A 25859-nucleotide genomic window follows, 5' to 3' on the forward strand; every position below is an offset into this window, starting at 1 on the left:
GGCCGTTCAGGCGCGTCGACGCTCCTCGGGCGTGCGTAGCGGCCCGCGTGGTGCGCTTGACACCAAAATCGAACATCCATTCTTATTGGATTCCGGCCCTTGGAATCGCGGGGTTGTGGGCGAGTTATCCACAGGTCGGAGGGACGCCGGGGCCCATTGTCAGTGGCAGGGGTTAGCGTCTTTCACATGAAGCGATCGACTCAAGCAAACCGGGTGGAACCCATGGCAGGTACCGACCGCGAGAAGGCACTCGACGCCGCCCTCGCGCAGATTGAACGGCAATTCGGCAAGGGTGCCGTGATGCGCATGGGCGACCGCACCCAGGAGCCGATCGAGGTGATCTCCACCGGATCGACCGCCCTCGACGTGGCGCTCGGTGTGGGCGGCCTGCCCCGCGGCCGTGTCGTGGAGATCTACGGCCCGGAGTCCTCCGGTAAGACGACCCTGACGCTGCACGCCGTCGCCAACGCCCAGAAGGCCGGCGGCCAGGTCGCCTTCGTGGACGCCGAGCACGCCCTCGACCCCGAGTACGCCAAGAAGCTCGGTGTCGACATCGACAACCTCATCCTGTCCCAGCCGGACAACGGCGAGCAGGCCCTTGAGATCGTCGACATGCTGGTCCGCTCCGGCGCCCTCGACCTGATCGTCATCGACTCCGTCGCCGCGCTCGTCCCGCGCGCCGAGATCGAGGGCGAGATGGGCGACTCGCACGTCGGTCTCCAGGCCCGACTGATGAGCCAGGCCCTCCGGAAGATCACCAGCGCGCTCAACCAGTCCAAGACCACCGCGATCTTCATCAACCAGCTCCGCGAGAAGATCGGCGTGATGTTCGGCTCGCCGGAGACCACGACCGGTGGCCGCGCCCTGAAGTTCTACGCCTCGGTGCGCCTCGACATCCGCCGGATCGAGACCCTGAAGGACGGCACGGACGCCGTCGGTAACCGCACCCGCGTCAAGGTCGTCAAGAACAAGGTCGCGCCGCCCTTCAAGCAGGCCGAGTTCGACATCCTCTACGGCCAGGGCATCAGCCGCGAGGGCGGCCTGATCGACATGGGCGTGGAGCACGGCTTCGTCCGCAAGGCCGGTGCCTGGTACACGTACGAGGGCGACCAGCTCGGCCAGGGCAAGGAGAACGCCCGCAACTTCCTGAAGGACAACCCCGACCTCGCCGACGAGATCGAGAAGAAGATCAAGGAGAAGCTGGGCGTCGGCGTCAAGCCGGGTGCCGCTCCGGCCGAGGCCGCCGCGGAGACCACGGGCGGCGCGGAGGCCGCCGCCACGGACGAGACGGCCAAGTCCGCCCCGGCGGCCAAGGCCACCAAGGCGACCAAGGCCCCGGCGGCCAAGAGCTGAGCCCGTGACCGGTCGCACCGAATGGCCGGGCGACAGCGCCGACTCGTCGAGGGCCGAGAAGGAGCTGTCGCCCCAGGATCCGGCTGAGCGGGCGCGGGCGATCTGCCTGCGCCTGCTCACCGGGACGCCCCGTACGCGTAAACAGCTCGCCGACGCCCTGCGTAAGCGTGAGATCCCCGACGAGGTCGCCGAAGAGGTCCTCTCCCGCTTCGAGGACGTCGGGCTGATCGACGACGCCGCCTTCGCGGACGCGTGGGTGGAGTCCCGGCACCACGGACGGGGACTCGCGCGCCGGGCCCTCGCACGCGAACTGCGCACCAAGGGCGTCGATCCCTCGCTCATCCAGGAAGCCGTGGGTCAACTGGACTCCGAGCAGGAGGAGATCACCGCGCGCGAGCTCGTCGACCGCAAGCTCCGCGCCACCCGTGGCCTCGACCGGGACCGCCGGCTGCGCCGCCTGGCGGGGATGCTCGCCCGCAAGGGATACCCGGAGGGCATGGCCTTGAGGGTCGTCCGCCAGGCCCTGGAGGCTGAGGGGGAGGACACGGAGGGCCTGGACGAGCCCTTCCACTGATCAGCGGTCGTCGCCGAGTTCCTGGTGCATCTGCGGCTGGTCGTCCTGGCCGTGGGTCAGCGCGTAGTTCTCCACCTTGTTGAACGCCTTGGAGAGCTCGCCGCGGACTTCTTGCCAGGGGTTGACCCCGGTGACCTTCTTGGCGCCGTCGCCGAGGAGGCCACCGCCGATGCCACCGACGACGCGGTTGCCGGTGGCGGCGGCCTTGGCGGCCGGGTCGAGGACGAGGTTGCTGCGGATACCGGCCTTGTCGGCGTACGTGTCGGTCAGTGCGACGCGGACCATCGCCACGAACATGTCGTGCATGCCCGGAGGCAGGTACTTCTTGTAGAAGTCGATGGCCTTCTTCGTCATGAACTTGCCGTCGTCGGTCTCCTGCCACTCACGCTTGCGCTCGGCGTTCCACACTTCCTCGACCACCGCCGGGTCCTTGGGCAGCAGCCACTTCTCCGGAGTGCCGAGGTAGTGGTTGACGTAGTGCCAGGCGCACATGAAGCCCTGCTGGTCGTTGCGGTTGACGTCGATGCCCAGGCGCTTCATCGCCTGGAGGATCTCCGAGCTGAAGACGCAGGCGGCGCCGGTGGTGTATTTCTGCGAGACCGGCTCGCCCCACTTGGCGTAGTCCCACTCGCCGCTCTTCTTGTGCAGCTGGCGTACGGAGGCGTGCACCAGGCGGACCTTGGTCACGGTCGCGGCAAGCGATCCGTCTCGCAGGGCGCCCTCGTTGCCCATGCCGATGAACAGGCGTGAGGACTGCGACAGCCGTCGGCCCGGCCCCTCCACGCCGCCCAGGCGCCCGGTGGACCGCAGGGTGAACGCCCCGGTCGGGGAGAGGTAGGTGCCGATGAGACCCACGGTGCCCTGGAGCATCGACGCCTCGCCGTGGTGGTTCTTGAAGAAGCCCTCGGCGGCCTTGATGTCCGCCTCGCTCCAGTCCGGCGGCGGGTTGTCGGCCTGGTCCAGGAAGTCGGCGAGCTTCTCAGGCAGGTTCGAGTAGTCCTTGCCCTCCTGAATCGAGCCGATGGTACGGAACAGGCCGTTGACCCCGTCCACCTCCCTGTTGTCGATCAGCTCCGAGACGAGCTGATCGGCGGGCGGGTCCCCGTACTTGCTGGCGGCCTCAAGCTCGGCTTGAACGTTCGCGGTTGTCAGTGGCACAGCAGAGCTCCCTCTTGGTTGATCACGGACGGTGACCGACTACGCGCAAGATCACCGTGTGTGATCATTCCGTGGGCCGGGCCACCCTCGCTTGCACCATCCGGGGGGTCCGGTCGTGCGCCCGGCGCGCAGAGGGAGCGCTTGCGTGTGGGCCCTCGGTCAGCCCGTCGTCCCCGGCAGCAGGACCGGGAGGCCCGCCTCCTTCCAGGCCTGGAAGCCGCCGATCACGTCCGTCGCCCGGTGCAGCCCCAACTGCCGTAGGGACGCCGCCGCCAGCGAGGACGCGTACCCCTCGTTGCAGAACACCACCACCCGCAGGTCATGGCTGTCCGCCTGCGGGGCGCGGTGGCTGCCCAACGGGTCGAGCCGCCACTCCAGTTCATTGCGCTCCACGATCAGCGCGCCGGGAATCAGCCCGTCCCGCTCGCGCAGCGCCGCGTACCGGGTGTCGACCAGAAGCGCGTCACCCGCCTCGTACGCCTCGTGGGCCGCGCGGGGCTCGATCCGGTCCAGCCCCGACCTGACCCGCTCGAGGAGCTCGTCGATCCCCACCCGCTCGCCTGCCCGCTGCTCACTCACTGCCAGTCCTCCGGACGCTCGACCTGCTCAAGACGGAGCACCGCGCCCGACCGGCTGAAACGCCGGATCAACGGGAGCGGCGGATAGTACGCGTGGACCGACACGGCGTGGCTGTCGGGGGAGTCGTTGAGCACCTCGTGCACATGGTGCTGCCCGAACGCCCGTCCCCTGCCCGCCGGCAGGCGCCGCTCCCGGTCGACACCGTCGGCCAGTTCCAGGGTCTTCCAGCCCCCGGACGGCAGCCGCACCGCAAGGGAGCTCTCCCGCAGCGCGCCGCGCGCCGTGGTGAAGGCGCCGTGCGACTCGGCGTGGTCGTGCCAGCCCGTGCCCGTGCCGGGCGGCCAGCCGATCAGCCAGGCCTCGATGCCGCCGGGACCGTCGAGCCGCACCCACGTACGGCCCTCGGGGTCGAGGGGAAGGGAGTCGATCAGTTCGTCGTCCGCCGCCGTCCGACGGACGAAGTCCAGAAGGTCCGCCGCCGTGGGCGCGGCGGCGGAAGAGCGGCCGGAAGGCGCGGCGGAGGGTACGACGGAGGAAGGGGGGACACGCTGGGACACGGAAGACCGTCCTGGAGGTTCGCGGAAAGACGCGCGACGGCCACGCCGACGTCGGTCGGCGGCCGGAATCACGCGAGGGGAGGGGCGAATTCAGCAGGACGGGCGACACACGCAGCCCGCGAAACGGAGGAGATCCACATGGACCCTCCGCCACAGGCGCACATCGGTGTCGGTCACGCTCCGGAGTACACCATGTGCGCCCGCGAGGGTCAATTGATGTCCGCTGTGCGGTCGCTCGGCGTGGCCCCCCGTGAGATCTCCCTCCGCGGGGCGCCGCTCCCGGCCGCCTCGCTCGCCGCCGGCTCGGCCTTCCCGCCCCGGGTCGCGTCCGCCGCCGCGTACAGCTCGTCCGGCCGGACCCCCGGGAACGAGGCGACCAGGTGCCCGTCCGGACGTACGAGCAGGACCGTGTGGGCGACCGCGCCCGGGTACGCCTCCGTCACGAGCAGCTCCGCCTTCACCGGCAGGGCCCGTACCGCCTCCGCGAGCCGTGGCATCACGCCCGCGCTCACCCAGTGCCGCCGGTCCCACACGCCCGTCCCGGGCGCCACGAGCACCACGAGGAGCCGCCCCTGCCCGAGCCGGTCCCTGAGCCGTACGGTCGTGCCGTCCGGAGCCGTCACGCGTACGTCCTCGACCGGCGCGCCCGCCCCCGTGGCCAGCGCGCTCCGTGACGCACCGGCGTCCTGGGGTGCGAGGGGGGAGTGCGGGTACGAGGGCGGCGCCCCCAGCGGGCCGCGCCCGAGGTGACCGTCCGTCAACAGCGCGTCGTGGCTGCGGGATCCACCGGGCAGGTACGTCCGCAGGCCCCCGCCGCCCCGCAGCACCGGAAGCGACTGGTCGGCGGCGCGCAGCCGGGAGGCGACGGCGGCCCGCCGCTCGCTCTGATAGCTGTCGAGCAGCGTGTCCGAGGCCCCGTGGTGCCAGGCGTACGCGAGCTTCCAGGCCAGGTTGTCCGCGTCCCGCAGCCCCTCGTCGAGCCCCTGCGTGCCGACCGCGCCCAGCAGATGGGCGGCGTCGCCCGCGAGGAACACCCGGTCGACGCGCCAGCGCCGCGCGAGCCGGTGGTGCAGCGTGTGGACTCCGGTGTCGATCAACTCGTACGGCGGAGTCGCCCCGCCGCACCAGCCGGCCAGGGTGTCGCGGATCTTGGTGACGAGTGCGTCCGGCGTGACGAGGTCGCCGCGCGCCGGCAGCAGCCAGTCGATCCGCCAGACGCCGTCGGGCAGGGGGCGCGCCGTGACCTCCTCGCCACCGCCCCGCCAGGGCGGCTGACGGTGCAACAGGGCCTCGCCGGGCCAGGGGAGTTCGGTGCGCAGAGCGGCCACCGCGTGCCGTTCCACCGCCGTACGTCCGGGGAAGCGGATCGAGAGCAGCTTCCGCACCGTGGAGCGGGCGCCGTCGCAGCCGACCAGATGGCTGCCGCGCCACCAGGTCCCGCCCGATCCTGAACCGGCGGCGCGGGTGTGCGCCGTGACTCCGCGCGCGTCCTGCTCGATCGTGTCGAGGCGGGCGTCGCTGACGAGTTGGATGAGCTCCTGTCCGGCGATCGCGTCGCGCAGACCGCGCGCGAGGGCGTGCTGCGGGATGTGCAGCGGGGCCGCCGGACCGCCCTCGTCGTCACTCTCCGTTTCGCCCAGACCGAGACTGAGTTCGATGTGCCTCATCTGTTGCCTGCGTCGCACGGAGCGCCAGCCGACCCACCGGACCCCCTCGTCACGCAGGGTGGTGCAGCCGAGCCGCTCGACCATCGCGGCCATGTCCGCGCGCAGCACGACCGTTCGGGCGGGGCGCGGATCCTCCTTGCCGGGGCCCTCGTCGAGGACGACGCTGGGTACTCCCTGCGAGGCCAGAGCAAGGGAGAGCGCGAGGCCCACGGGCCCCGCGCCGACGATGATCACCGGGTCCACGGCGCGGCTCCTGAAGGCCGTTCGGTCATGCGGGTAGCACAGCGAAGTGTGGCGCGAGCCCGGTGCGTGATCACAGAACGTATGCAACCCATTGCGGGTGCTTGCGTCAAGCGACGGGGGCAGCGGCGCGACGCCACTGCCCCCGGATGATGTCACATACTGTCAGTTCTTCGAGATACCGGGCCCGTCGGCGCCGTTCGCCCTGTCATCCGTGGGCGGCGCGTCGTCGAGGACGCCGGGTGCCTCGGCCGGCTCGGCGGCCGCGTGCACCGCGATCCCCGTCTTGGCCCGGCGGCCCCGCTTCTCGATCCAGGTGGCGAGGGCGGACAGCGCCAGACACAGCGCGATGTAGATGGCGCCGAAGACCACGATGGTGGAGACGTACGGGTACTGGCCGTTGACCTGCGTGTTGGAGGCGATCAGGCGGGCCGAGTACAGCAGCTCGGGGTAGAGGATCACGAAGCCGAGCGAGGTGTCCTTCAGGGTGACCACCAGCTGGCTGATGATCGTCGGCAGCATCGCCCGGACGGCCTGCGGCATCAGGACCGTCGTCATGACCTGCGTCTTGCTCATGCCCAGGGCGTACGCGGCCTCGCGCTGCCCCTTCGGCACGGAGTTCACGCCGGCGCGGAGCACCTCGGCCTGGACGCAGCCGTTGTAGATCGACAGGCCGATGGCCAGCGCCCACAGCGAGTAGTCGATCAGGAAGGCGAACCACACCGCGTAGATCGTGATCAGCAGCGGGATGGAGCGGAAGACCTCGATGAAGCCGGTGGCCACCACGCGGACGGGCGTGTGGTCGGAGAGCCGGGCGACGGCGAGCAGCACTCCGAGGACGAGCGAGCCGACGGCCGCGAGACCGAACGCCTTCAGGGTGGCGACGAGGGCGTCGGCGATGTTCTGCCGGATGCCCGCGTAGTTGAAGATGTCCCACATCGCGGGGTCGAGATGCCCCTTGTCCGCAAGCCGGACCACGCTCACGGCGAGCAGCGCGACGATGGCGAGGGTGCCCACGACGGCGTAGATCCGGTTGCGGGCACGCGCCTTGGGGCCCGGGGTGTCGAAGAGAACGCTGGCACTCATCGGGCGACCTCCAGGCGGCGCTCAAGGAGACGGAAGATCCCGCTGATGGTGAAGGTGACGACCAGGTAGGCGGCTGCCACCCACAGGAAGATCGGGCCGATGGCGTAGCCCTGCTCGCTCATCAGCGTCTGCCAGCCGAAGAGCTCGGTGACACTGAACGCGCCCGCGATGGCCGAGTTCTTGGTGAGCGCGATGAAGATCGAGCTCAGCGGGGGCAGAACGGTCCGGGTCGCCTGCGGCAGCACGATCATCCGCAGCGTCTGCGAGAAGGTCATGCCGAGCGATCGGGCGGCCTCCGCCTGCCCGATCGGCACCGTGCTGATGCCGGAGCGGACCGCCTCGCAGATGAACGCGGAGGTGTAGAAGCCCAGCGCGAGCGAGCCGAGCACGAAGGGGCTCATACCCGGGAACAGGATCTCCGGGACGACGAAGAACGAGACGAGGAAGAGCAGCGTCAGGGGGGTGTTGCGCAGCAGCGTCACCCAGGCGGTCCCGAAGAGGCGCAGGGGCGGGACCGGCGAGACGCGGAAGCCGGCGACGATGATGCCGAGGACCAGTGCGATGGCCGAACTGACGGCGGTGATCGACACGGTTCCTATGAAGCCGTCGCGGAACTCCGGGAAATGGTCGAGCAGTACGTTCATGAGGTCTCCGCGTCGGCGGTCAGCGGCTTACGGGCAGGAGGAGCGGCGCCCCGTACTCCCGTACGGGGCGCTCGACTTCAGGCGAGGATCAGTAGCGGACGAGCGCCGGCGGCTCGGTGTAGGTGGAGCCGGACAGACCCAGAGTCGCCTCGTAGATCTTCTTGTACGTGCCGTCCTTGATGTTCGCCTCGAGGATGTCGCTGATCTTGTCGCGCAGGGCCTTGTCGTCCTTGTTCATGCCGATGCCGTAGGGCTCCTCGGTGAACGGCTTGCCCACGACCTTGAGCTTGCCGGCGTTGGCGGCGGCGTAGCCCTTGAGGATCGCGTCGTCGGTGGTGACGGCGTCGACCTGCTTGGTGAGCAGCTGCTGCACGCAGTCGGAGTACTTGCCGAGCTCGACGGTCTGGGCGCCGTACTCGGGCTTCTTGATCTCCTGCAGCGGGGTGGAGCCCGTGATGGAGCAGACCTTCTTGCCCTTGACGGACTGCGGGCCGGTGATCGAGGTCTCGTCCTTGCGGACCAGGAGGTCGGCGCCGGCCTTGTAGTACGGACCCGCGAAGCCGACCTGCGCCTTGCGCTTGTCGTTGATCGTGTACGTACCGACGTAGTAGTCGATCTTGCCCGCCGAGATCGTCGACTCACGGGACTTGGAGTCGATGGTCTCCCACTCGATCTTGTCCTCGGAGAAGCCGAGACCCGCCGCGATCATCTTGGCGATCTCGACGTCGAAGCCGGACCGCTCCTTGGTGGCCTGGTCCTCGAAGCCGAGGTAGGGCTGGTCGGCCTTGGAGCCGATGAGCAGCTTGCCGCGCTCCTGCGCCTTCTTGAAGGTCGGAGACTCCAGCTTCACGTCGGTGGCGACGATGTACTTGGGGAGCTGCGGCGCGCTCGAATCGCCGGGCTTCACGGCGGGCTTGTCGCCGGCCGAGCCCTCCTTGCCACCGCAGGCGGTCGCGGTGAGCGCGAGTACGGCGACGGCCACGGCCGCGGACTTGCGGAGCTTCATGGTGAACATCCCTTGATTCGTGGGTTGTTGATCGGCAGGTGAATCATGCGGGCTGACCGTCGTCAGTGGTGCAGGATTTTCGAAAGGAAGTCCTTGGCCCGGTCGCTGCGCGGGTTGCTGAAGAACTCGTCCGGCGTGGCCTGCTCGACGATCTTGCCGTCGGCCATGAACACCACGCGGTTGGCGGCGGACCGTGCGAATCCCATCTCGTGGGTGACCACGACCATGGTCATGCCGTCCCGCGCCAGCTGCTGCATGACCTCGAGGACCTCGTTGATCATCTCGGGGTCGAGCGCCGAGGTCGGCTCGTCGAACAGCATGACCTTCGGGTCCATCGCCAACGCCCGGGCGATCGCCACGCGCTGCTGCTGGCCACCGGAGAGCTGCGCCGGGTACTTGTCCGCCTGGGTGCCGACACCCACTCGGTCGAGCAGGGCGCGGGCCTTGGTCTCGGCCGCCTTCTTCTCCGTCTTGCGGACCTTGACCTGGCCCAGCATCACGTTCTCGAGCACGGTCTTGTGCGCGAAGAGATTGAAGGACTGGAAGACCATGCCGACGTCGGCGCGCAGCCGGGCCAGCTCCTTGCCCTCCTGGGGCAGCGGCCGGTTGTCGATCGTGATGGCTCCGGAGTCGATCGTCTCCAGGCGGTTGATGGTGCGACACAGTGTGGACTTGCCGGACCCCGAGGGCCCGATCACGACCACGACCTCGCCACGGGCGATGGTCAGGTCGATGTCCTGGAGCACATGCAGCGCGCCGAAGTGCTTGTTCACGTTGGACAGCACGACCAGGTCGCCCGCCGCCGCTACGGCGTCTTCCGAGCCCTTGGTCACTGACACTCCGCTCATCGGCTTCTTGCTCCGTCCTCCTCGGTTGGGAGGACACTAGGCACGCCGTACGACGAGCGTCATTACATCTGAGCGGAAATTGAGGATAACGATACGGCCTCAACCGGACACATTGCGTGAAGAGGGTGCCCGGTGGCGTACCGGGTCCATAACTAAACCCCGGCCCAACGGGGGGAGACTTGACTGTGACGCCGACCATCGGCGTTCATGCCCTGGTACACAGATAGCCATCAGGAGATCGCGGACCCGCGATCACCGAGCCACCGGAGGGGGGCCATGAGACTCCTGCTCGTCGAGGACGACGATCACGTAGCCGCGGCCCTGTCCGCCGTACTGGCCAAACACGGCTTCACGGTCACCCACGCCCGCAACGGCGAGGAGGCCCTTCAGGCGGTGCTGCCCGCCGCGCACGGCGAGCGCCCTTCGTTCGGGGTGATCCTGCTCGACCTCGGCCTGCCCGACCAGGACGGCTACCAGGTCTGTGGCCGGATCCGTAAGCTCACCACCACCCCCGTGATCATGGTGACGGCGCGCGCCGACGTACGGTCCCGGATACACGGCCTCAACCTCGGGGCCGACGACTACGTGGTCAAGCCGTACGACACCGGGGAACTGCTCGCCCGGATCCACGCCGTCAGCCGGCGCACCGTCGCCGGCGACGAGGCCGGCGCGGCCGGCGAGGACACCGCGCTGCGGCTCGGTTCGGTCGTCATCGAGCTGCCCACCCGCCGGGTCAGCGTCGACGGTGCGCCCGTGCCGCTCACCCGCAAGGAGTTCGACCTGCTCGCCCTGCTCGCCCAGCGGCCCGGTGTGGTCTTCCGGCGCGAGCAGATCATCAGCGAGGTCTGGCGTACCAACTGGGAAGGGACCGGACGCACCCTCGAGGTGCACGTGGCCTCGCTCCGCTCCAAGCTCGCGATGCCCGCCCTGATCGAGACCGTGCGCGGCGTCGGCTACCGCCTGGTCGCCCCCGCCGCCTAGCCGCCCGGGTCCTTCGTGCGCACACGTCTCCTCCCGCTCCTCCTCGTGCTGATGGCCGGGGTGCTCCTCGCCCTGGGTTTCCCGCTCGCGGCGAGCCTCGCCGCGGCCGAGCAGCAGCGCGTGGTCGTGGACCGGCTCGACGACGAGGCCCGCTTCGCCGCGCTCGCCCAGTTCGTCGGCGAGTCCGAACCGACCGTCGACGAGCGCCGGACCACCCTCCGCGGCGAACTGGCCAGCTACCACGACGTCTACGGCATCCGGACGGGCATCTTCTACCGCGACAACCGGGCCATGGCCGCCGCGCCCGCGGACTGGGTCGTACCGTACGAGGGGGAGGGGCGCCGCGCCTTCAACGAGTCCCTGCTCGGGCGCCGCAGCCACGACCCGCCCCAGGTGTGGCCGTGGCAGCGCGACGCCCGCCTCACGATCGCCTCGCCGGTCGTACGGGACGGTGACGTCGTCGCCGTCGTGGTGACCGACTCGCCCACCGGGCAGCTGCGCTCGCGCATCCTGAGGGGCTGGCTGATCATCGCGGCCGGCGAGTTCGCGGCGATGCTGGTCGCCGTCGGCGCGGCCTTCCGGCTCACCGGCTGGGTGTTGCGGCCGGTCCGCGTCCTGGACTCGGTCACCCACGACATCGCCACGGGGCGGATGAAGTCCCGGGTCGCGGCTGCTGGAGGGCCGCCCGAACTGCGCCGCCTGGCCCACTCGTTCAACGAGATGGCCGACAACGTCGAGGACGTCCTGGAGCAGCAGCGGGCCTTCGTCGCCGACGCCTCCCACCAGTTGCGCAACCCGCTGTCCGCACTGCTGCTCCGGATCGAGCTGCTCGCCCTCGAACTCCCGGAAGGGAATGAGGAGATCGCCTCCGTCCGCACCGAGGGCAAGCGATTGGCACAGGTCCTCGACGACCTGCTGGACCTCGCGCTCGCCGAGCACGCCGCCGCGGATCTGCGCCTCACCGACATCGGTGCGCTCGCGGCCGAGCGGATCGCCGCCTGGCGACCGCTCGCCGACGAGAAGGGTGTACGGCTCGAAGGGGAGCTGCGGGCGGTGACGGCCTGGGCGGACCCGGTGGCCCTCTCCAGCGCGCTCGACGCGGTGATCGACAACGCGCTGAAGTTCACCCCGGAGGGAGAGAAGGTCACGGTCGCCGTGGCCTCGGAGGGCGACAGCTGCACGATCGTGGTGGCGGACCGTGGGCCGGGGCTCACGGAGGAGGAGCTCGACCGGGTCGGCGACCGCTTCTGGCGCAGCAACCGCCACCAGAACATCAAGGGCTCGGGCCTCGGCCTGTCGATCTCCCGGGTCCTCCTCGCGGCCGGCGGTGGCTCGATCGCCTACGCGCCGCACGAGCCGCACGGGCTGCGCGTGACGCTCACGGTGCCGAGGACGGCGCCGCAGGGGCGGTGAGGCGGGGTCGGGGGCCTGGGCGCTTGGTCGTCCCGGGGGCGCCTAGGGGGTGTCCGGAAAGGAGAGCCGTCCGCCCGAAGGACGTCGCGAGCCAGGCCGACTTTCCGGACGCGACCTACGGCTTCACGGAGCGGTAGTAGCGGCGGGCGCCCTCGTGGAGGGAGAGGGGCTCCGTGTAGATCGCGGTGCGGAGGTCCACCAGTTGCGCCGGGTGGACCTGGCGGCCGATCGCGTCCCGGCTGTTGATCACGGTGCGGGTGAAACCCTCCACCAGCGCCGGATCCGTCGCGTCCGTCGTCACGAGCAGGTTCGCCACGGCAAGGGTCGGCACCTGCTGCCCGTCCTGGGCCAGGGCGTAGGCGTCCGGCGGGATGACGGCGGAGCGGTAGTGGCGCGTCGACTCGCCCGCGTCGTGGACCCTGTCCACCAGGGCGGCGTCGAGCGGGATCAGGCGGACCGGAAGGCGCTCGGACAGCTCCTGGACGGCCTGGGTGGGCAGGCCGCCCGACCAGAAGAACGCGTCCAGCTGCCCGCGCTCCAGCAGGCCGGGCATGGTGTCGATGCCGGCCGAGACCGGCTCGACGTCGGCGTCGGGGGCGAGACCGCCCGCCGCGAGGACCCGGTCCGCGATGAGCCGGACCCCGGAGCCCTTCTGCCCGACGCCGACCCGCAGCCCGCGCAGGTCGGCTACGGACCGCACGGACGACTCCTTGCGGACGACGAGCTGGACGTAGTCGTCGTAGAGGCGGGCGGAGCCGCGCAGCCGGTCGTGGCCCGGCTTGCGGTCGCGCTGGTACTGGGCCACCGCGTCGGCCGTCGCCACGGTGAAATCCGCTTCGCCGGAGGCCAGGCGGGCGAGGTTCTGCTGGGAGCCCTCGCTGTTCTTCAGGGTTATCGACACGTCCGGCAGATCGGCGGCGAGAGCCTGCCGGAGCAGGTCGCCGTAGCGCTGGTAGACCCCGGTAGGCACGCCCGTACTGAACGTGACCCGCCCGCTCGGCGCCGGTGTACCGAAAGGAACCAGCCACCAGACCAGCAGCCCGCACACCACGAGAACCGCCGCCGACACCTGGAGAAGGCGGCGGCGGGCGGTACGGGAGTACGAGGCGAGCATGGCGCGATCCTGCCAGCTCGATCCCCACCCTGGCCAGGGCGGGCTCCGGTGTGCTGCTTCACGCGCGCGTGGAGGGGGCGGCGACTCTTGCTGCCGGCCGGTGTCACAGCCCGGTCGCCTGGGCCCGCAACCAGGCCAGCAGGGCGGCGATCCGCTCGTCCCGTGCGGGCGGCCGCGGGCTGAGCAGGTGGTATCCGGTGCCGTCCTCGACCAGGCCGAAGGGTGCCACGAGCTGCCCGCTCATCAGGTCGTCGTGGACCAGCGCGTACGGACCGATGGCCATGCCGACGCCGGCGACGGCCGCCTGCAGCGCCAGGTAGAAGTGCTCGAAGGTCTGCTCGCCCGTGGGATCGACCCGCCGCCGCGTGATGCGCTGCCAGTCCGCCCACGCTCGCGGCCGGGTGCTGGTGTGCAGAATCGTCACACCGGCCACGCCGCTTCCGGCCGTGAGCCGTTCCGCCACGTCCGGGCTGCAGACCGGACCGATGCGTTCCAGGAAGAGGGGGGAGCGGGTCACGTCCGCCGGTACGGGGAAGTCGTCGCGGCGCAGGGCGACGTCGACCGGGTCCCGGTCGAAGGCGACGGGTCCGCCGCCCGCCGACAGGTGCACGGTGAGTCCGGGCACCTCGGTGGCGAGGTCGGGCAGGCGCGGAATGAGCCAGCGCATCAGCAGGGTCGGCTCGCAGGACAGCGCCAGCGGACCTCCGCGTTCGCGGCCCGAGACCTCCCGGGCGGCGGTGTCGACCTGGTCGAGCGCGTCCCGGACGGCGGCCGCGAGCCGACGCGCCTGGGGGGTCGGCCCCAGCGCGCGGGTCCCTCGCTCGAAGAGCGTGACGCCGAGGGACTTCTCCAGATTCTGGATCTGGCGGCTGACTGCGCCGTGGGTCACGTGGAGCTCCTGCGCGGCCCGGGTCATGCTCGCGTGCCGCACGGTCGCCTCGAAGGGGAGCAGCGTGTTCAGCGGGGGGAGGTCGGGCCAGCGCATGCGTGAAATCTACTCACAGATGGGGTGAGAAGGAATCGCTTGTCGGCCAGCGTCCCGAACGCCAGGGTTGACGTCAGTGACGCCGATTCCGAGGAGGACGAAAGACATGAGGCGGAACCCCCCGGCCCATCCCGTGACGGGCATCGCCGTCCTCGCGGACGACCTCACGAGTGCGGGCGACGGCGCGGCGCCCTTCCGCAGGACGGGGCGACGGGCGAAGGTGCTGCTGTCCGGAGCCGTCGAGCCGGACACGGCCTTCCATGACGGCGTCGTCGCCGTGGACCTCGGCAGCCGCCTGCTCGACGAGGCCTCGGCCGTGGCTCTCGCCGGGCGGTTCGCCGCCGCGTTCGCCGGTTCCGACCTGCTGATCAAGACCGTCGACTCTACGCTCCGGGGCCATGTGGCGGCCGAGATCCGCGCCGCCCACGCCGGTTCGGGCCGGCGGGCCGTCGTTCTCGCGCCCGCGTTCCCCGCCGAGGGCAGGACGACCGTCAGCGGGGTCCAGCACGTCCACGGCGTGCCGGTGCACGAGACGGACTTCGCGCGCGACCCGGCCCACCCCGTCCGTACCGCCGACCTCGCCCGGCTGCTGCCCGAAGCGGAGCTCCTCGAGCCGGATCAGTTCGGGAAACTGCCAGAACTGATCGACGCGGGAGGTGTGTTCGTCTGCTCGGCGGCCACGGACGCCGACCTCGGCCTCCTCGTCTCCTCCGTGCCCCGGCAGGGCGACGTGCTCTGGGTCGGCTCCCCGGGCCTCGCCGCCGCGCTGGCCGGACACCACTCCCGTCGTCCTGCCGACCCGCCGCCCGAACTGCCGCGTGTGCGGCGCCCCTTGATCGTCGTCGGCAGCGCGCATCCGGCGACACGCCGCCAGTTGGACCGGCTGCGGGCACGGGTGGACGTGGCCTCGGTCGAGGCGGCCGACGCCCCGGCCGAGGCCCTCGGAGCCCTGCGCCGGTCCACCGCACCCGTGCTCGCCGTCCACACCCCGGACGCCCGCCGCGCGGCAACCGGTTCGCTGACCGGCGAGCTTGCCCTCGTCGTACGGGAGTTGGCGGCGGACGGCCTGGTGGACGGGCTCGTGCTGACCGGCGGGGAGACCGCGGTGGCGGTCCTCGAAGCCCTCGGAGCCGCCGGTGTCGACCTGGCCGACGAACCCGAACCAGGGGTCGCACGTGGCGTGCTCCTCAGTCCGCCCCACCTCCCTGTCCTGGTCAAGGCGGGCGGCTTCGGAGACGACGGCACACTCGACCGGCTCTGCCGCCTCCTCGTGGAAGGTGGGCCGGCGTCATGACGCTCCCCATCGCCCTCACCATGGGCGACCCGAACGGCATCGGCCCCGAGATCACGGTCAAGGCGTACGCCGACCCCCTGCGCCGTCCCGCGGTCGTCGTCATCGGCGACCCGGCCGCCCTCACCCGGGCCTGCCGGATCACGGACACCGAGCTGACCGTGCGACCGATCGCCTCCGTCGCGGACGCGGCCCATGACCCTCGGGTCCTCGATGTCCTCGCCGAGGGCACGCTCCCCGGGGGCCTGACGCCCGGCACGGTGGACGCCCGCGCCGGAGACGCCTCGTTCCGGTACGTACGCCGAGGCATCGAGCTCGCGCTCCGCGGCGAGATCCGCGCCCTCACCACCGCACCGATCAACAAGGAGGCGCTCGGGCTTGCCGGGCTGCCCTACCCCGGCCACACCGAGATCCTCGCCGCGCTCTCGGGCACGAGCGACTACGCCATGATGATGGCCAACGACGAGCTGCGGGTCGTCCTCGTCACCGTCCACCAGTCGCTGCGCACCGCGATCGACTCCCTCACCACCGCCCGCGAGCTGGAGATCATCCGGCTGACGGACCGGACACTCCGGGCCGGCCGTGCGACGGGACCCTCCGGGAACCGCCCCCGGATCGCCGTCGCCGCCCTCAACCCGCACGCCGGGGAGAACGGGCTCTTCGGGCGCGAGGACCTCGACATCATCGAACCGGCCGTACAGGCAGCCCGGCGCGAAGGCATCGACGCCAGCGGCCCCTGGCCCGCCGACACCGTCTTCATGCGCGCCCGCGCGGGCGAGTTCGACGCCGTTGTGGCCCAGTACCACGACCAAGGGCTCATACCGGTCAAGTACCTGGGCCTTGAGCACGGCGTCAACATCACCATCGGCCTGCCGTTCGTGCGCACCAGCGTCGACCACGGCACGGCCTTCGACCTGGCAGGCCGGGGCACCGCCGACCACACCAGCCTGCTCACCGCCCTGCACCAGGCCGACGAGCTGGCCACCGCAGCGCCTTGACCCAGCCCGCAGACCGCCTCACCCACCCCTTAGGCCGGCGCCCCCCTCGCACGTCCCCACCGCCGCCCCGCACGCCCCCCCAGACCCGGAGGACCCCGTGGACTTCATCTTCATGCTCACCCGCGACGACAGGACCGTCACGGACTGCCTCGACGTCCTCGACGCCGTCCGGGGCCTCGGAGTCGCCCACCTCGGCTTCAAGGACGTCGGCGTGGAGCCGGCCACCCTCGCCCGGCTCCACCGGCAGATCAAGGAGCTCGGCGCCACCAGCTACCTCGAAGTGGTCAGCACCACCCGTGACGAGGCGCTCACCTCCGTCCGGCGGGCGATCGACCTCGGCGTCGACCGGCTCATGGGCGGCACCTGGATCGACGAGACGCTGCCTCTCCTCGCGGGCACGTCCGTCGAGTACCTCCCCTTCGTGGGTGAGCCGCTCGGCCACCCCACCCGCCTCGCCGGCGGCCCCGACCGGATCGCCGACGACTGCCGCCGGGCGGAGGCCGCAGGCTGCGCGGGCGTCGACCTCCTCGCCTACCGGGCCACGGACGCGGACCCGATCGACCTGGTCCGCGCCGCCCGAGCGGCCACGACGGGCCGCCTGGTCGTGGCCGGCAGCCTCACCACGACCGCCCGGATACAGGCAGTGGCGGCCGCCGGAGCCGACGCCTTCACCGTCGGTTCCGCCGCCTTCGACGGCTCCCTGCGCCCCCACGCGGGCACCCTCGCCGCCCAGCTCGGCGCGGCGCTCGAAGCCGCCGGGAGCGACCCCGCGCCGTCACCGCGGAGGGACGGGGCCGGGCAATCCCCGGCACCGCATACCCTTGTTCCATGACCAGCAGCGACCGGAGCCAGGCAGTGGACGTCCAGCGAACCTACGAAGTGCGCACCTACGGGTGCCAGATGAACGTCCACGACTCCGAGCGGCTCTCCGGTCTGCTGGAGGACGCCGGCTACGTCCGAGCCCCCGAGGGCTCCGACGGTGACGCCGACGTCGTCGTCTTCAACACCTGCGCGGTCCGCGAGAACGCCGACAACAAGCTCTACGGCAACCTCGGCCGGCTCGCGCCCAAGAAGACCACGCGCCCGGGCATGCAGATCGCCGTCGGCGGCTGTCTCGCCCAGAAGGACCGCGACACCATCGTCAAGAAGGCCCCCTGGGTCGACGTCGTCTTCGGCACGCACAACATCGGCAAGCTGCCGGTCCTCCTGGAGCGCGCCCGCGTCCAGGAAGAGGCCCAGATCGAGATCGCGGAGTCGCTGGAGGCCTTCCCCTCCACGCTGCCCACCCGCCGTGAGTCCGCGTACGCCGCCTGGGTCTCGATCTCCGTCGGCTGCAACAACACCTGCACCTTCTGCATCGTCCCGGCGCTGCGCGGCAAGGAGGAGGACCGCCGTCCCGGCGACATCCTCGCCGAGATCGAGGCCCTGGTCGCCGAGGGCGTCTCGGAGATCACCCTCCTCGGCCAGAACGTCAACGCGTACGGTTCCGACCTGGGCGACCGCGAGGCCTTCTCCAAGCTGCTGCGCGCCTGCGGCGAGATCGAGGGCCTGGAGCGGGTCCGCTTCACCTCCCCGCACCCCCGCGACTTCACGGACGACGTCATCGCCGCGATGGCCGAGACCCCGAACGTCATGCCGCAGCTGCACATGCCGCTGCAGTCCGGCTCGGACACCGTCCTGAGGGCCATGCGCCGCTCGTACCGGCAGGAGCGCTTCCTCGGCATCATCGAGAAGGTCCGCGCGGCCATCCCGCACGCCGCCATCTCCACCGACATCATCGTGGGCTTCCCCGGCGAGACCGAGGAGGACTTCGAGCAGACCATGCACACGGTCCGCGAGGCCCGCTTCGCCAACGCCTTCACCTTCCAGTACTCCAAGCGGCCCGGGACCCCCGCGGCCGAGATGGACGGCCAGATCCCGAAGGAGGTCGTGCAGGCGCGCTACGAGCGTCTCGTCGCCCTCCAGGAGGAGATCTCCTGGGAGGAGAACAAGAAGCAGGTCGGCCGGACCCTGGAGGTCATGGTCGCCGAGGGCGAGGGCCGCAAGGACGGCGCCACCCACCGCCTCTCCGGCCGCGCCCCCGACAACCGGCTCGTCCACTTCACCAAGCCCGACCAGGAGGTCCGCCCGGGCGACGTGGTGACCGTCGAGATCACCTACGCCGCCCCGCACCACCTGCTCGCCGAAGGCCCGACGACCTCGGTACGCCGCACCCGCGCGGGCGACGCCTGGGAGAAGCGCACCACCGCCGCCGCCGCGAAGCCGGCGGGCGTCCTGCTGGGCCTCCCGAAGATCGGTGTCCCGGAGCCGCTCCCCACGGCTTCCGCCCCGGCCTGCGGAAGCCACTGACACCACGGACGTCACGGACATCGGGGACGACACCGACAGCCGTCATATCCCTCGGAGAGGCAGACGGTGCTGAGCATCGCCGAGCTGGTCCACGACTCGGCCGACCCGGGGATCGCCACGGTGGAGCCGACCGTCGAGCCGCAGGACGGTGTCCCGCCCGTGGACCGGAGACCGTCGCAGTAGGCTGCGGATCATGCTTGTCGCCGCAGCCGTCTGCCCCTGCCCCCCTCTGCTCGTGCCCGACGTGGCGGCGGGAGCCGCCGGTGAGCTCGATGGAGCCCGGACGGCCTGCGTCGACGCCGTCGGGCTGCTGGCCGCCTCCCGGCCCGACCGGCTCTTCGTCGTCGGTCCCGCCGACGAAGGAGCGCGCGGGACGTTCCCGGGCGGTTCGACCGGCAGCTTCGCGGGCTTCGGCGTCGATCTCTCCGTACGACTCGGTGCCGGGCCCGGCGGGGAGCGACCGCTGCCCCCGTCCCTGGCCGTCGCCGCCTGGCTGCTCCAGCGCGCCGACTGGGCCGACGCGCCCGTCGAGGGCCTCGGGATCGGCCAGGCGCTGGAGGCCGACCGATGCGTCTCCGCCGGCCGCGAGCTGGCCGCCGAGGCCGACCGGGTCGCGCTGCTCGTGATGGGCGACGGCAGCGCCTGCCGGACCCTCAAGGCCCCCGGCTACCTGGACGAGCGGGCCGCCGACTTCGACGCGGAGGCCGCACGGGCGCTGGGCGCGGCGGACGTGGACGCCCTGCTCACGCTCGACGAGAACCTCGCGTACGAGCTGAAGGCGGCCGGGCGCGCCCCCTGGCAGGTCCTCGCGGGCGCCGCCGAGGGGGCGGGCCTCGACGGCAGGCTCCTGTACGAGGACGCCCCGTACGGCGTCGGCTACTTCGTGGCGGCCTGGTCGTAACGGCCGCCCTAAGGCACCGGCAGCCGAACCGAACCGCGTACGACGCACCACGCACGACGCACGACGCACGACGCACGACGCACGACGCACGACGCACGACGCATCACGCACGACGCATCACGCACGACGCATCACGCACGACGCACCACGCACCACGCACGACGCATCACGCACGACGCATCACGCACGACGCATCACGCACGACGCATCACGCACGACGCGCCTCCACCCACGCACCGCCCACGACGAACGGCGGACGGCCGCAGAGCGTTGCGCTCCGCGGCCGTCCGCCGTGCGGGAGGGACCGTCGATTGACGTCGGGTGACGCCGGACCTCAGGGTGCCGGCGGCGGGGTCTGGCCCGGACCCGGGCCCTGCCCAGGACCGGGACCCTGCCCCGGACCCGGTCCTGCCCCGGGGGCCGCGCCGGGGCCCTTCGTGCCGCCGTCGTCCTTGTGGGCGATCCGCTCAAGGGCGCCCTTGGCCTTGCCGGTGCCCGATTCGATCTTGGCGCTGTACTTGCCCTTGGTCTTCTCGTCGACCAGCTTCGCGGCCTTCTCCAGGCCATGATCGATCTTGGCCTCATGCTGCTGGGCGAGGTCCGAGACCTTGTCCTTGGCCGGGGCGAGCTTCGCCTTCAGTGAATCCAGGAGACCCATGGGCCACCTTCCCTCCGGAGAGTCCGTATGCCGTGCCCTGTCGCCACGGGCCCGTTACTTCCGGGCGCTTTCGCCGGCCTCGTTGTCCGCGGCCTCGTCCGCCGACTGCTGCTTCGGGATCTCCACGGCCTCGACGGCCTCGACGGTCTCCGCCACGGGGGCCTCGTCGCCGCTCTCGGCCCGGACGGCCGGCTCCGTGGACGAGCCGGTCTCGGCACCGTCCGCGGCCTCCGCCTCGGTGGCCTCTCCGCTGCGCGCTCCGGCCTCCGCCTCCTCCGGCGCGTCCGTCACGGCGACAGGCTGGGCCTCCTCCGTCGACGACGTGGCAGCTTCCTTGCCCTTCCGCCGAAACATTGCAAAAACGCCCATTTCAACTCCATAGCGTACTCGTGTGGGAAAAGCCCCGCGGCGCCCGGAGCGCCCTGTTGCGCCACCCGGCGCAGCCGGTACGGAAAACCGGCGGTCGGAACCTCGCAACTGGCAACGAACCCGGTGGCGGACCGTCACGTCGCTCATTCGGGGACCTGTCGGGAGGTTTGCGAGACTGTGACGGTGAGAAGTGCAGCTCCCGCCCCGCGGGTCATCGCCGTCGTCGGTCCCACAGCGGCCGGAAAGTCCGATCTGGGCGTATTTCTCGCCCAGCAACTGGGCGGCGAGGTCGTCAACGCAGACTCGATGCAGCTCTACCGAGGGATGGACATCGGTACCGCCAAGCTGACGCTCGAGGAGCGCGGCGGCGTGCCGCACCACCTCCTCGACATCTGGGACGTGACGGAGGCCGCCAGCGTCGCCGAGTACCAGCGCCTCGCCCGCGCCGAGATCGACCGGCTCCTCGCGGAGGGCCGCACCCCGATCCTGGTCGGCGGCTCGGGCCTGTACGTCCGGGGCGCCATCGACTCCCTGGAGTTCCCGGGCACGGACCCGGCCGTACGGGCCCGTCTGGAGGCCGAGCTGGAGGAGCGCGGCTCCGGGGTGCTGCACACCCGCCTGGCCGCGGCCGACCCCGACGCCGCGCGCGCGATCCTCCCCAGCAACGGCCGGCGCATCGTCCGGGCCCTGGAGGTCATCGAGATCACCGGCAAGCCCTTCACCGCCAACCTGCCCGGCCCCGACCCCGTCTACGACACCGTGCAGATCGGCGTCGACGTGGAGCGCCCCGAGCTCGACGAACGGATCACCGCGCGCGTGGACCGGATGTGGGAGGCCGGACTCGTCGACGAGGTGCGCGCCCTGGAGGCGCAGGGGCTGCGGGAGGGGCGCACGGCCGCACGCGCGCTGGGTTATCAGCAGGTCCTCACGGCGCTCGCGGGGGAGTGCACCGAGGACGAGGCGCGGGCCGAGACCGTACGCGCCACCAAGCGCTTCGCGCGCCGCCAGGACTCGTGGTTCCGGCGCGACCCGCGGGTCCACTGGTTGAGCGGCGCCCTGGAAGACCGCGGGGAACTCCCGCGACAGGCGCTGACGTTGGTCGAACGAGCGGTTACAGCCTGATCACGTGATGGCATCGGGACGCCATGCCCGTCATTCCAGGGGTCTCTGGCGTGCCATCATCGAGCATCGATCGACCAAGTGGAGTCCGAGTGGGAGGGCGCGTGGCGATGGAGGCCGGCCCTCGTGACACAGAACAGCAGGACGCGGTCCCGGGCGAAGCTCCGGGTGACGCGCCCGGTTTGAGCCCGGACGGACCGGACGACGCCGAAGGCTCGTCCGTCGAGGTCGACGCGGACGAGGTCGAGGTCGAGCTGCGACCGCAGCGCAGACTGCGGATCTGGCAGCTCGCGCCCATCGTGGGCCTCGCCGCCGTCGGGTCGCTGATGTTCGCCTTCCCCCTCGCCTTCGGCTCCGGCGACGGCGGTGCCGTCGTCGCCATGCTCGGCCTCCTGATCAGCTCCTGCGCCGCCGGCTGGGGCATGATGGCGGCCCGCAGGGTCGGCTCCGCCTGGCCGGGCCTCCCGGCCCGCGGCTCGGGCGAGCGGCCGAACTGGCGCGTCATCGCCCTGTACGTGTTCCTCAGCGCGCTCCTGGTCGCCCTGGCCGTGTGGCGCGTGGCCCGGCTGCGCTGAGACCCCCGACGGCCCGCCCGAGGGGTGGATTTTCGAGCGGCTGTCGGACCCGGCCCGTACAGTTGATCCCGTGACCACCACGCAGACCTCGCCACTCGCATTCCTCAAGGGCCACGGGACCGAGAACGACTTCGTGATCGTCCCCGACGCCGACAACGCCATCGAGCTGCCCGCCGCCCTCGTCGCGCGGCTGTGCGACCGCAGGGCCGGTATCGGCGGCGACGGCGTGCTGCACGTGGTCCGCAGCGAGGCCCACCCCGAGGCCCGCGCGATGGCCGGCGAAGCGGAATGGTTCATGGACTACCGCAACGCCGACGGCTCGGTCGCCGAGATGTGCGGGAACGGCGTCCGCGTCTTCGCCCGCTACCTGGAGCACGCCGGCCACATCACGGCCGGCAAGGTCGCCGTCGCCACCCGTGGTGGCGTCAAGCACGTCCACCTGGACAAGGACGGCTCGGTCACCGTCTCCATGGGCCGCGCCCGGCTCCCCGAGGACGGTGTCACAGTCACCGTCGACGGCCGCAGCTGGCCCGCCCGCAACGTGAACATGGGCAACCCGCACGCGGTCGCCTTCGTCGAGTCGCTCGACCACGCGGGCAGCCTGTTCACCGAGCCCCCGTACACACCCGCCGCGGTCTTCCCGGACGGCGTGAACATCGAGTTCGTCGCCGACCGCGGCCCGCGCCACGTGGCCATGCGCGTGCACGAGCGCGGCGCCTCCGAGACCCGCTCCTGCGGCACGGGCGCGTGCGCCGTCGCCGTCGCCACCGCCCGCCGGGACGGCGTCGACCCCGCCGTGAGCGGGACGCCCGTGACGTACACCGTGGACGTCCTCGGCGGGACGCTGACGATCACCGAGCACCCCGACGGGGAGCTGGAGATGACCGGCCCCGCCGTCATCGTCGGCGAGGGCACGATCGACCCGTCCTGGCTCGCGGACGCCTGAGCGGACCCGGGTTCCCTCCGCCGCGGAAAGCGGCGAAAGAGGGCGACGGGTAGATTCGAAACAGTCAACGACTGATCGTTCGCTCGAATGGGTGATCCGTTTCACGCTGGGCGAGAGCGGGACTGCGGCGCGTGGTGGGGTCGGTAGCATCAAGCACCGGCCCCGCGGGCACGCCTTGCCCGTCAACCGCCGGTCGACGCCGCCGGAGGTGCCCATGAGCGCAGAGGCCACCAACCCTGTGAGCGAAGCGGAGGCCACCGGCCCCGACGCTCCCAGCCGCAGGCGCGCCCGTCCGAGGATCGACCTCCGCAGGCTGGGCCGCGCCGCACTGCTCGGTCCCACCACCCGGGGCAGGCTGCCCGACGCCATCGGCCACGTCGCCGAGGCGCACCGGGCCCACCATCCCGACGCCGACCTGGCCGTCCTGCGCCGGGCGTACGTGCTGGCCGAGTCCTCGCACCGGGGCCAGTTCCGCAAGAGCGGCGAGCCGTACATCACCCACCCGCTCGCGGTCACCCTCATCCTCGCCGAACTCGGCGCCGAGACGACGACGTTGACCGCCGCCCTCCTCCACGACACCGTCGAGGACACCGAGGTGACGCTCGATCAGGTACGGGAGCAGTTCGGCGAGGAGGTCGCCTATCTCGTCGACGGCGTGACCAAGCTGGAGAAGGTCGACTACGGAGCCGCTGCCGAACCCGAGACCTTCCGCAAGATGCTCGTCGCCACCGGCAACGACGTCCGTGTCATGTCGATCAAACTCGCCGACCGGCTCCACAACATGCGCACGCTCGGTGTGATGCGCCCGGAGAAGCAGGTCAGGATCGCCAAGGTCACCCGCGACGTGCTCATCCCGCTCGCCGAGCGCCTCGGAGTCCAGGCGCTCAAGAGCGAGCTGGAGGACCTCGTCTTCGCGATCCTCCACCCCGAGGAGTACGAGAGAACCCGCGCTCTCATCGCCGGCAACACCGGCGCGGGCGACGCGCTGGCGGCCATCGCCGAGAGCGTCTCCGCCGTTCTGCGCGACGCGGGCATCACCGCCGAAGTGCTCGTCCGGCCACGGCACTTCGTCTCCGTCCACCGCGTCCGCCTCAAGCGCGGCGACCTGCGCGGCAGCGACTTCGGACGCCTCCTCGTCCTGGTCGCCGAGGACGCCGACTGTTACGCCGTCCTCGGCGAACTCCACACCTGCTTCACACCGGTGATCTCCGAGTTCAAGGACTTCATCGCGGCCCCCAAGTTCAACCTGTACCAGTCCCTGCACACCGCCGTCGCCGCCCCCGACGGCGCCGTCGCCGAAGTCCTCATCCGTACGCACCAGATGCACAAGGTCGCCGAAGCCGGCGTCGTCGCGCTGGGCAACCCGTACACGCCCCCGACCGGCGGCGACGGCGGCGAACCCACGGAGGACGGCGAGCGCGCCGACCCCACCCGGCCCGGCTGGCTCTCCCGGCTCCTCGACTGGCAGCAGTCCACCCCCGACCCCGACACGTTCTGGACCTCGCTCCGCGCCGACCTCGCCGAGGACCAGGAGATCACCGTCTTCCGCGCCGACGGCGGCATGCTCGGCCTGCCGGCCGGGGCGAGCTGTGTGGACGCCGCCTACGCCCAGCACGGCGCCGCCGCCCACGGGTGCCTCGGAGCCCGCGTCAACGGCCGTCTGGCGACGCTCAGTACGGTCCTGAACGACGGCGACACCGTCCAGCTCCTGCTCGCCCAGGACAGCGCCTCCGGGCCCTCTCCGGAGTGGCTGGAGCACGCCCGTACACCCGCCGCGCGGATCGCGATCACCGCCTGGCTCCAGGCGCACCCGGAGGCCGTCAGGGCACCGGAGGCCGACCCCAGGCCCCCCGTCTCCGTCACCGCCGACCGCCGCTCCGGCACCAAGCTCCTCGCCGACCTGCCCGACGCCGAGGCCACCGCCGTACGCCCCGCCGGCTGCTGCACGCCCGTACCGCCCGACGAGATCACCGGCTTCCAGGTGCGCGGCGGCTCCGTCACCGTGCACCGCACCGGCTGCGCGTCCGTCGACACGATGAGACGCCTCGGGCGCGCACCGGTCACCGTCCACTGGGGCGACACCGCCGAGTGCCGCGTCACGCTCGTCGCCGAGGCCTTCGGCCGGCCCCGGCTCCTCGCCGACCTCACCGAGGCGATCGCCGCCGCGGGCGTCGCCGTCGTCTCGGCGACCGTCGAGCCCCCGAGCGAACAGCGGGTCCGGCACACGTACACCATGCAACTCCCCGACGCGGCAGGGCTGCCCGCTTTGATGCGCGCCATGCGCGACGTCGCCGGGGTGTACGACGTGAGCCGCGCCCAGCACCCCGCGACGCCCGAGTTCTGAGGCAGGACGTCCGCGCGTCCGACGGCTCGTGATCGCGCCGGCACCCGTGACTCCTTCGGGTGGCCGACGCGCGCGCCGCCCGGGGGAGCGGCGACGGCACTGGT

26 protein-coding genes are annotated in these 25859 nt (G+C 71.5%); 13 read left to right on the plus strand and 13 right to left on the minus strand.

The features are described 5' to 3' along the window. The first annotated feature begins 222 nt into the window (after positions 1-222). Together recA and recX are read left to right on the plus strand one after the other, a co-directional pair. Positions 223-1353: a recombinase RecA gene (gene recA, locus ACWF79_RS22700; RefSeq protein ID WP_453729949.1), complete on the plus strand. Its 1131-nt coding sequence runs from the start codon at positions 223-225 to the stop codon at positions 1351-1353. A gap of 4 nt (positions 1354-1357) precedes the next feature. Continuing rightward, positions 1358-1927: a recombination regulator RecX gene (recX, locus tag ACWF79_RS22705; RefSeq protein ID WP_453729950.1), complete on the plus strand. Its 570-nt coding sequence runs from the start codon at positions 1358-1360 to the stop codon at positions 1925-1927. Here the strand turns inward: recX and ACWF79_RS22710 are convergent, their stop codons facing one another. The 9 genes from ACWF79_RS22710 to ACWF79_RS22750 all read right to left on the minus strand — a co-directional run bounded on the left by ACWF79_RS22710 (position 1928) and on the right by ACWF79_RS22750 (position 9712). Beyond that, positions 1928-3085 carry an oxygenase MpaB family protein gene (locus ACWF79_RS22710; protein ID WP_453729951.1) on the minus strand — a complete coding sequence of 386 codons (1158 nt, stop codon included), beginning with the start codon at positions 3083-3085 and terminating at the stop codon, positions 1928-1930. Between the two features lie 159 nt (positions 3086-3244). Continuing rightward, a complete protein-coding gene (locus ACWF79_RS22715) occupies positions 3245-3664 on the minus strand; it encodes a rhodanese-like domain-containing protein (RefSeq protein WP_453729952.1) in 420 nt (139 codons plus the stop codon). Then, entirely contained in the window at positions 3661-4221 is a 561-nt protein-coding gene (locus ACWF79_RS22720; RefSeq protein ID WP_453729953.1) for a cysteine dioxygenase, read from the minus strand. The genes ACWF79_RS22715 and ACWF79_RS22720 overlap by 4 nt, the downstream gene beginning before the upstream one ends. Positions 4222-4311: 90 nt before the next feature. Further along, positions 4312-4398: a putative leader peptide gene (locus ACWF79_RS22725; protein ID WP_453729992.1), complete on the minus strand. Its 87-nt coding sequence runs from the start codon at positions 4396-4398 to the stop codon at positions 4312-4314. Positions 4399-4430: 32 nt separating this feature from the next. Continuing rightward, positions 4431-6131, minus strand: a complete 1701-nt coding sequence (locus tag ACWF79_RS22730) for an FAD-dependent monooxygenase (protein ID WP_453729954.1) — start codon at positions 6129-6131, stop codon at positions 4431-4433. 162 nt (positions 6132-6293) lie between these two features. Then, on the minus strand, positions 6294-7214 hold the full coding sequence (locus ACWF79_RS22735) for an amino acid ABC transporter permease (RefSeq protein ID WP_453729955.1): 921 nt from the start codon (positions 7212-7214) through the stop codon (positions 6294-6296). Then, the gene (locus tag ACWF79_RS22740) at positions 7211-7858 is read right to left on the minus strand and encodes an amino acid ABC transporter permease (protein WP_453729956.1); all 648 of its coding nucleotides are present in this window, start codon (positions 7856-7858) and stop codon (positions 7211-7213) included. Before ACWF79_RS22740 ends, ACWF79_RS22735 begins: the two co-directional genes overlap by 4 nt. 88 nt (positions 7859-7946) lie before the next feature. After that, positions 7947-8864 carry a glutamate ABC transporter substrate-binding protein gene (locus ACWF79_RS22745; protein WP_453729957.1) on the minus strand — a complete coding sequence of 306 codons (918 nt, stop codon included), beginning with the start codon at positions 8862-8864 and terminating at the stop codon, positions 7947-7949. Between the two features lie 62 nt (positions 8865-8926). After that, a complete protein-coding gene (locus tag ACWF79_RS22750) occupies positions 8927-9712 on the minus strand; it encodes an amino acid ABC transporter ATP-binding protein (RefSeq protein WP_453729958.1) in 786 nt (261 codons plus the stop codon). 276 nt (positions 9713-9988) lie between these two features. Between ACWF79_RS22750 and ACWF79_RS22755 the strand changes: the two genes are divergently transcribed. Beyond that, positions 9989-10693, plus strand: coding sequence for a response regulator transcription factor (locus tag ACWF79_RS22755; protein ID WP_453729959.1), 705 nt, complete (start codon positions 9989-9991; stop codon positions 10691-10693). Between the two features lie 15 nt (positions 10694-10708). Continuing rightward, entirely contained in the window at positions 10709-12106 is a 1398-nt protein-coding gene (locus ACWF79_RS22760) for a sensor histidine kinase (protein ID WP_453729960.1), read from the plus strand. A 115-nt stretch (positions 12107-12221) separates the two neighbouring features. Here the strand turns inward: ACWF79_RS22760 and ACWF79_RS22765 are convergent, their stop codons facing one another. Together ACWF79_RS22765 and ACWF79_RS22770 are read right to left on the minus strand one after the other, a co-directional pair. Next, positions 12222-13220 (minus strand): TAXI family TRAP transporter solute-binding subunit, encoded by a 999-nt coding sequence (locus tag ACWF79_RS22765; protein ID WP_453729961.1) that lies wholly within the window; start codon positions 13218-13220, stop codon positions 12222-12224. A 103-nt stretch (positions 13221-13323) separates the two neighbouring features. Continuing rightward, complete coding sequence (locus ACWF79_RS22770; protein ID WP_453729962.1) at positions 13324-14205, minus strand: LysR substrate-binding domain-containing protein; 882 nt, start codon at positions 14203-14205, stop codon at positions 13324-13326. A 106-nt stretch (positions 14206-14311) separates the two neighbouring features. Here ACWF79_RS22770 and ACWF79_RS22775 point away from each other — a divergent pair, with 106 nt between their 5' ends. The 5 genes from ACWF79_RS22775 (at position 14312) to ACWF79_RS22795 (ending at position 19744) form a co-directional block, all read left to right on the plus strand. Continuing rightward, positions 14312-15499, plus strand: coding sequence for a four-carbon acid sugar kinase family protein (locus tag ACWF79_RS22775; RefSeq protein ID WP_453729963.1), 1188 nt, complete (start codon positions 14312-14314; stop codon positions 15497-15499). After that, entirely contained in the window at positions 15496-16494 is a 999-nt protein-coding gene (gene pdxA / locus ACWF79_RS22780; RefSeq protein WP_453729964.1) for a 4-hydroxythreonine-4-phosphate dehydrogenase PdxA, read from the plus strand. The genes ACWF79_RS22775 and pdxA overlap by 4 nt, the downstream gene beginning before the upstream one ends. Before the next feature lie 97 nt (positions 16495-16591). Next, on the plus strand, positions 16592-17326 hold the full coding sequence (locus ACWF79_RS22785; protein ID WP_453729965.1) for a hypothetical protein: 735 nt from the start codon (positions 16592-16594) through the stop codon (positions 17324-17326). Then, the gene (gene miaB, locus ACWF79_RS22790) at positions 17323-18843 is read left to right on the plus strand and encodes a tRNA (N6-isopentenyl adenosine(37)-C2)-methylthiotransferase MiaB (protein ID WP_453729966.1); all 1521 of its coding nucleotides are present in this window, start codon (positions 17323-17325) and stop codon (positions 18841-18843) included. The genes ACWF79_RS22785 and miaB overlap by 4 nt, the downstream gene beginning before the upstream one ends. A 193-nt stretch (positions 18844-19036) precedes the next feature. Then, positions 19037-19744 (plus strand): class III extradiol dioxygenase subunit B-like domain-containing protein, encoded by a 708-nt coding sequence (locus tag ACWF79_RS22795; protein ID WP_453729967.1) that lies wholly within the window; start codon positions 19037-19039, stop codon positions 19742-19744. 334 nt (positions 19745-20078) lie between these two features. On the opposite strand, the gene ACWF79_RS22800 is transcribed toward ACWF79_RS22795, so the two are convergent. Then, entirely contained in the window at positions 20079-20402 is a 324-nt protein-coding gene (locus ACWF79_RS22800) for an antitoxin (protein ID WP_453729968.1), read from the minus strand. A gap of 54 nt (positions 20403-20456) precedes the next feature. Continuing rightward, entirely contained in the window at positions 20457-20693 is a 237-nt protein-coding gene (locus ACWF79_RS22805; protein WP_453729969.1) for a hypothetical protein, read from the minus strand. Positions 20694-20954: 261 nt separating this feature from the next. Between ACWF79_RS22805 and miaA the strand changes: the two genes are divergently transcribed. From miaA to ACWF79_RS22825, 4 genes are all read left to right on the plus strand, one after another. After that, positions 20955-21893, plus strand: a complete 939-nt coding sequence (gene miaA / locus ACWF79_RS22810; RefSeq protein ID WP_453729970.1) for a tRNA (adenosine(37)-N6)-dimethylallyltransferase MiaA — start codon at positions 20955-20957, stop codon at positions 21891-21893. A 107-nt stretch (positions 21894-22000) separates the two neighbouring features. Further along, entirely contained in the window at positions 22001-22465 is a 465-nt protein-coding gene (locus tag ACWF79_RS22815) for a hypothetical protein (RefSeq protein ID WP_453729993.1), read from the plus strand. Between the two features lie 70 nt (positions 22466-22535). After that, entirely contained in the window at positions 22536-23411 is an 876-nt protein-coding gene (dapF, locus tag ACWF79_RS22820; protein WP_453729971.1) for a diaminopimelate epimerase, read from the plus strand. 214 nt (positions 23412-23625) lie between these two features. Beyond that, complete coding sequence (locus ACWF79_RS22825; protein ID WP_453729972.1) at positions 23626-25755, plus strand: RelA/SpoT family protein; 2130 nt, start codon at positions 23626-23628, stop codon at positions 25753-25755. The last annotated feature ends 104 nt before the right edge of the window (positions 25756-25859 follow it).

It is taken from the genome of Streptomyces sp. NPDC054975 (assembly GCF_053609105.1).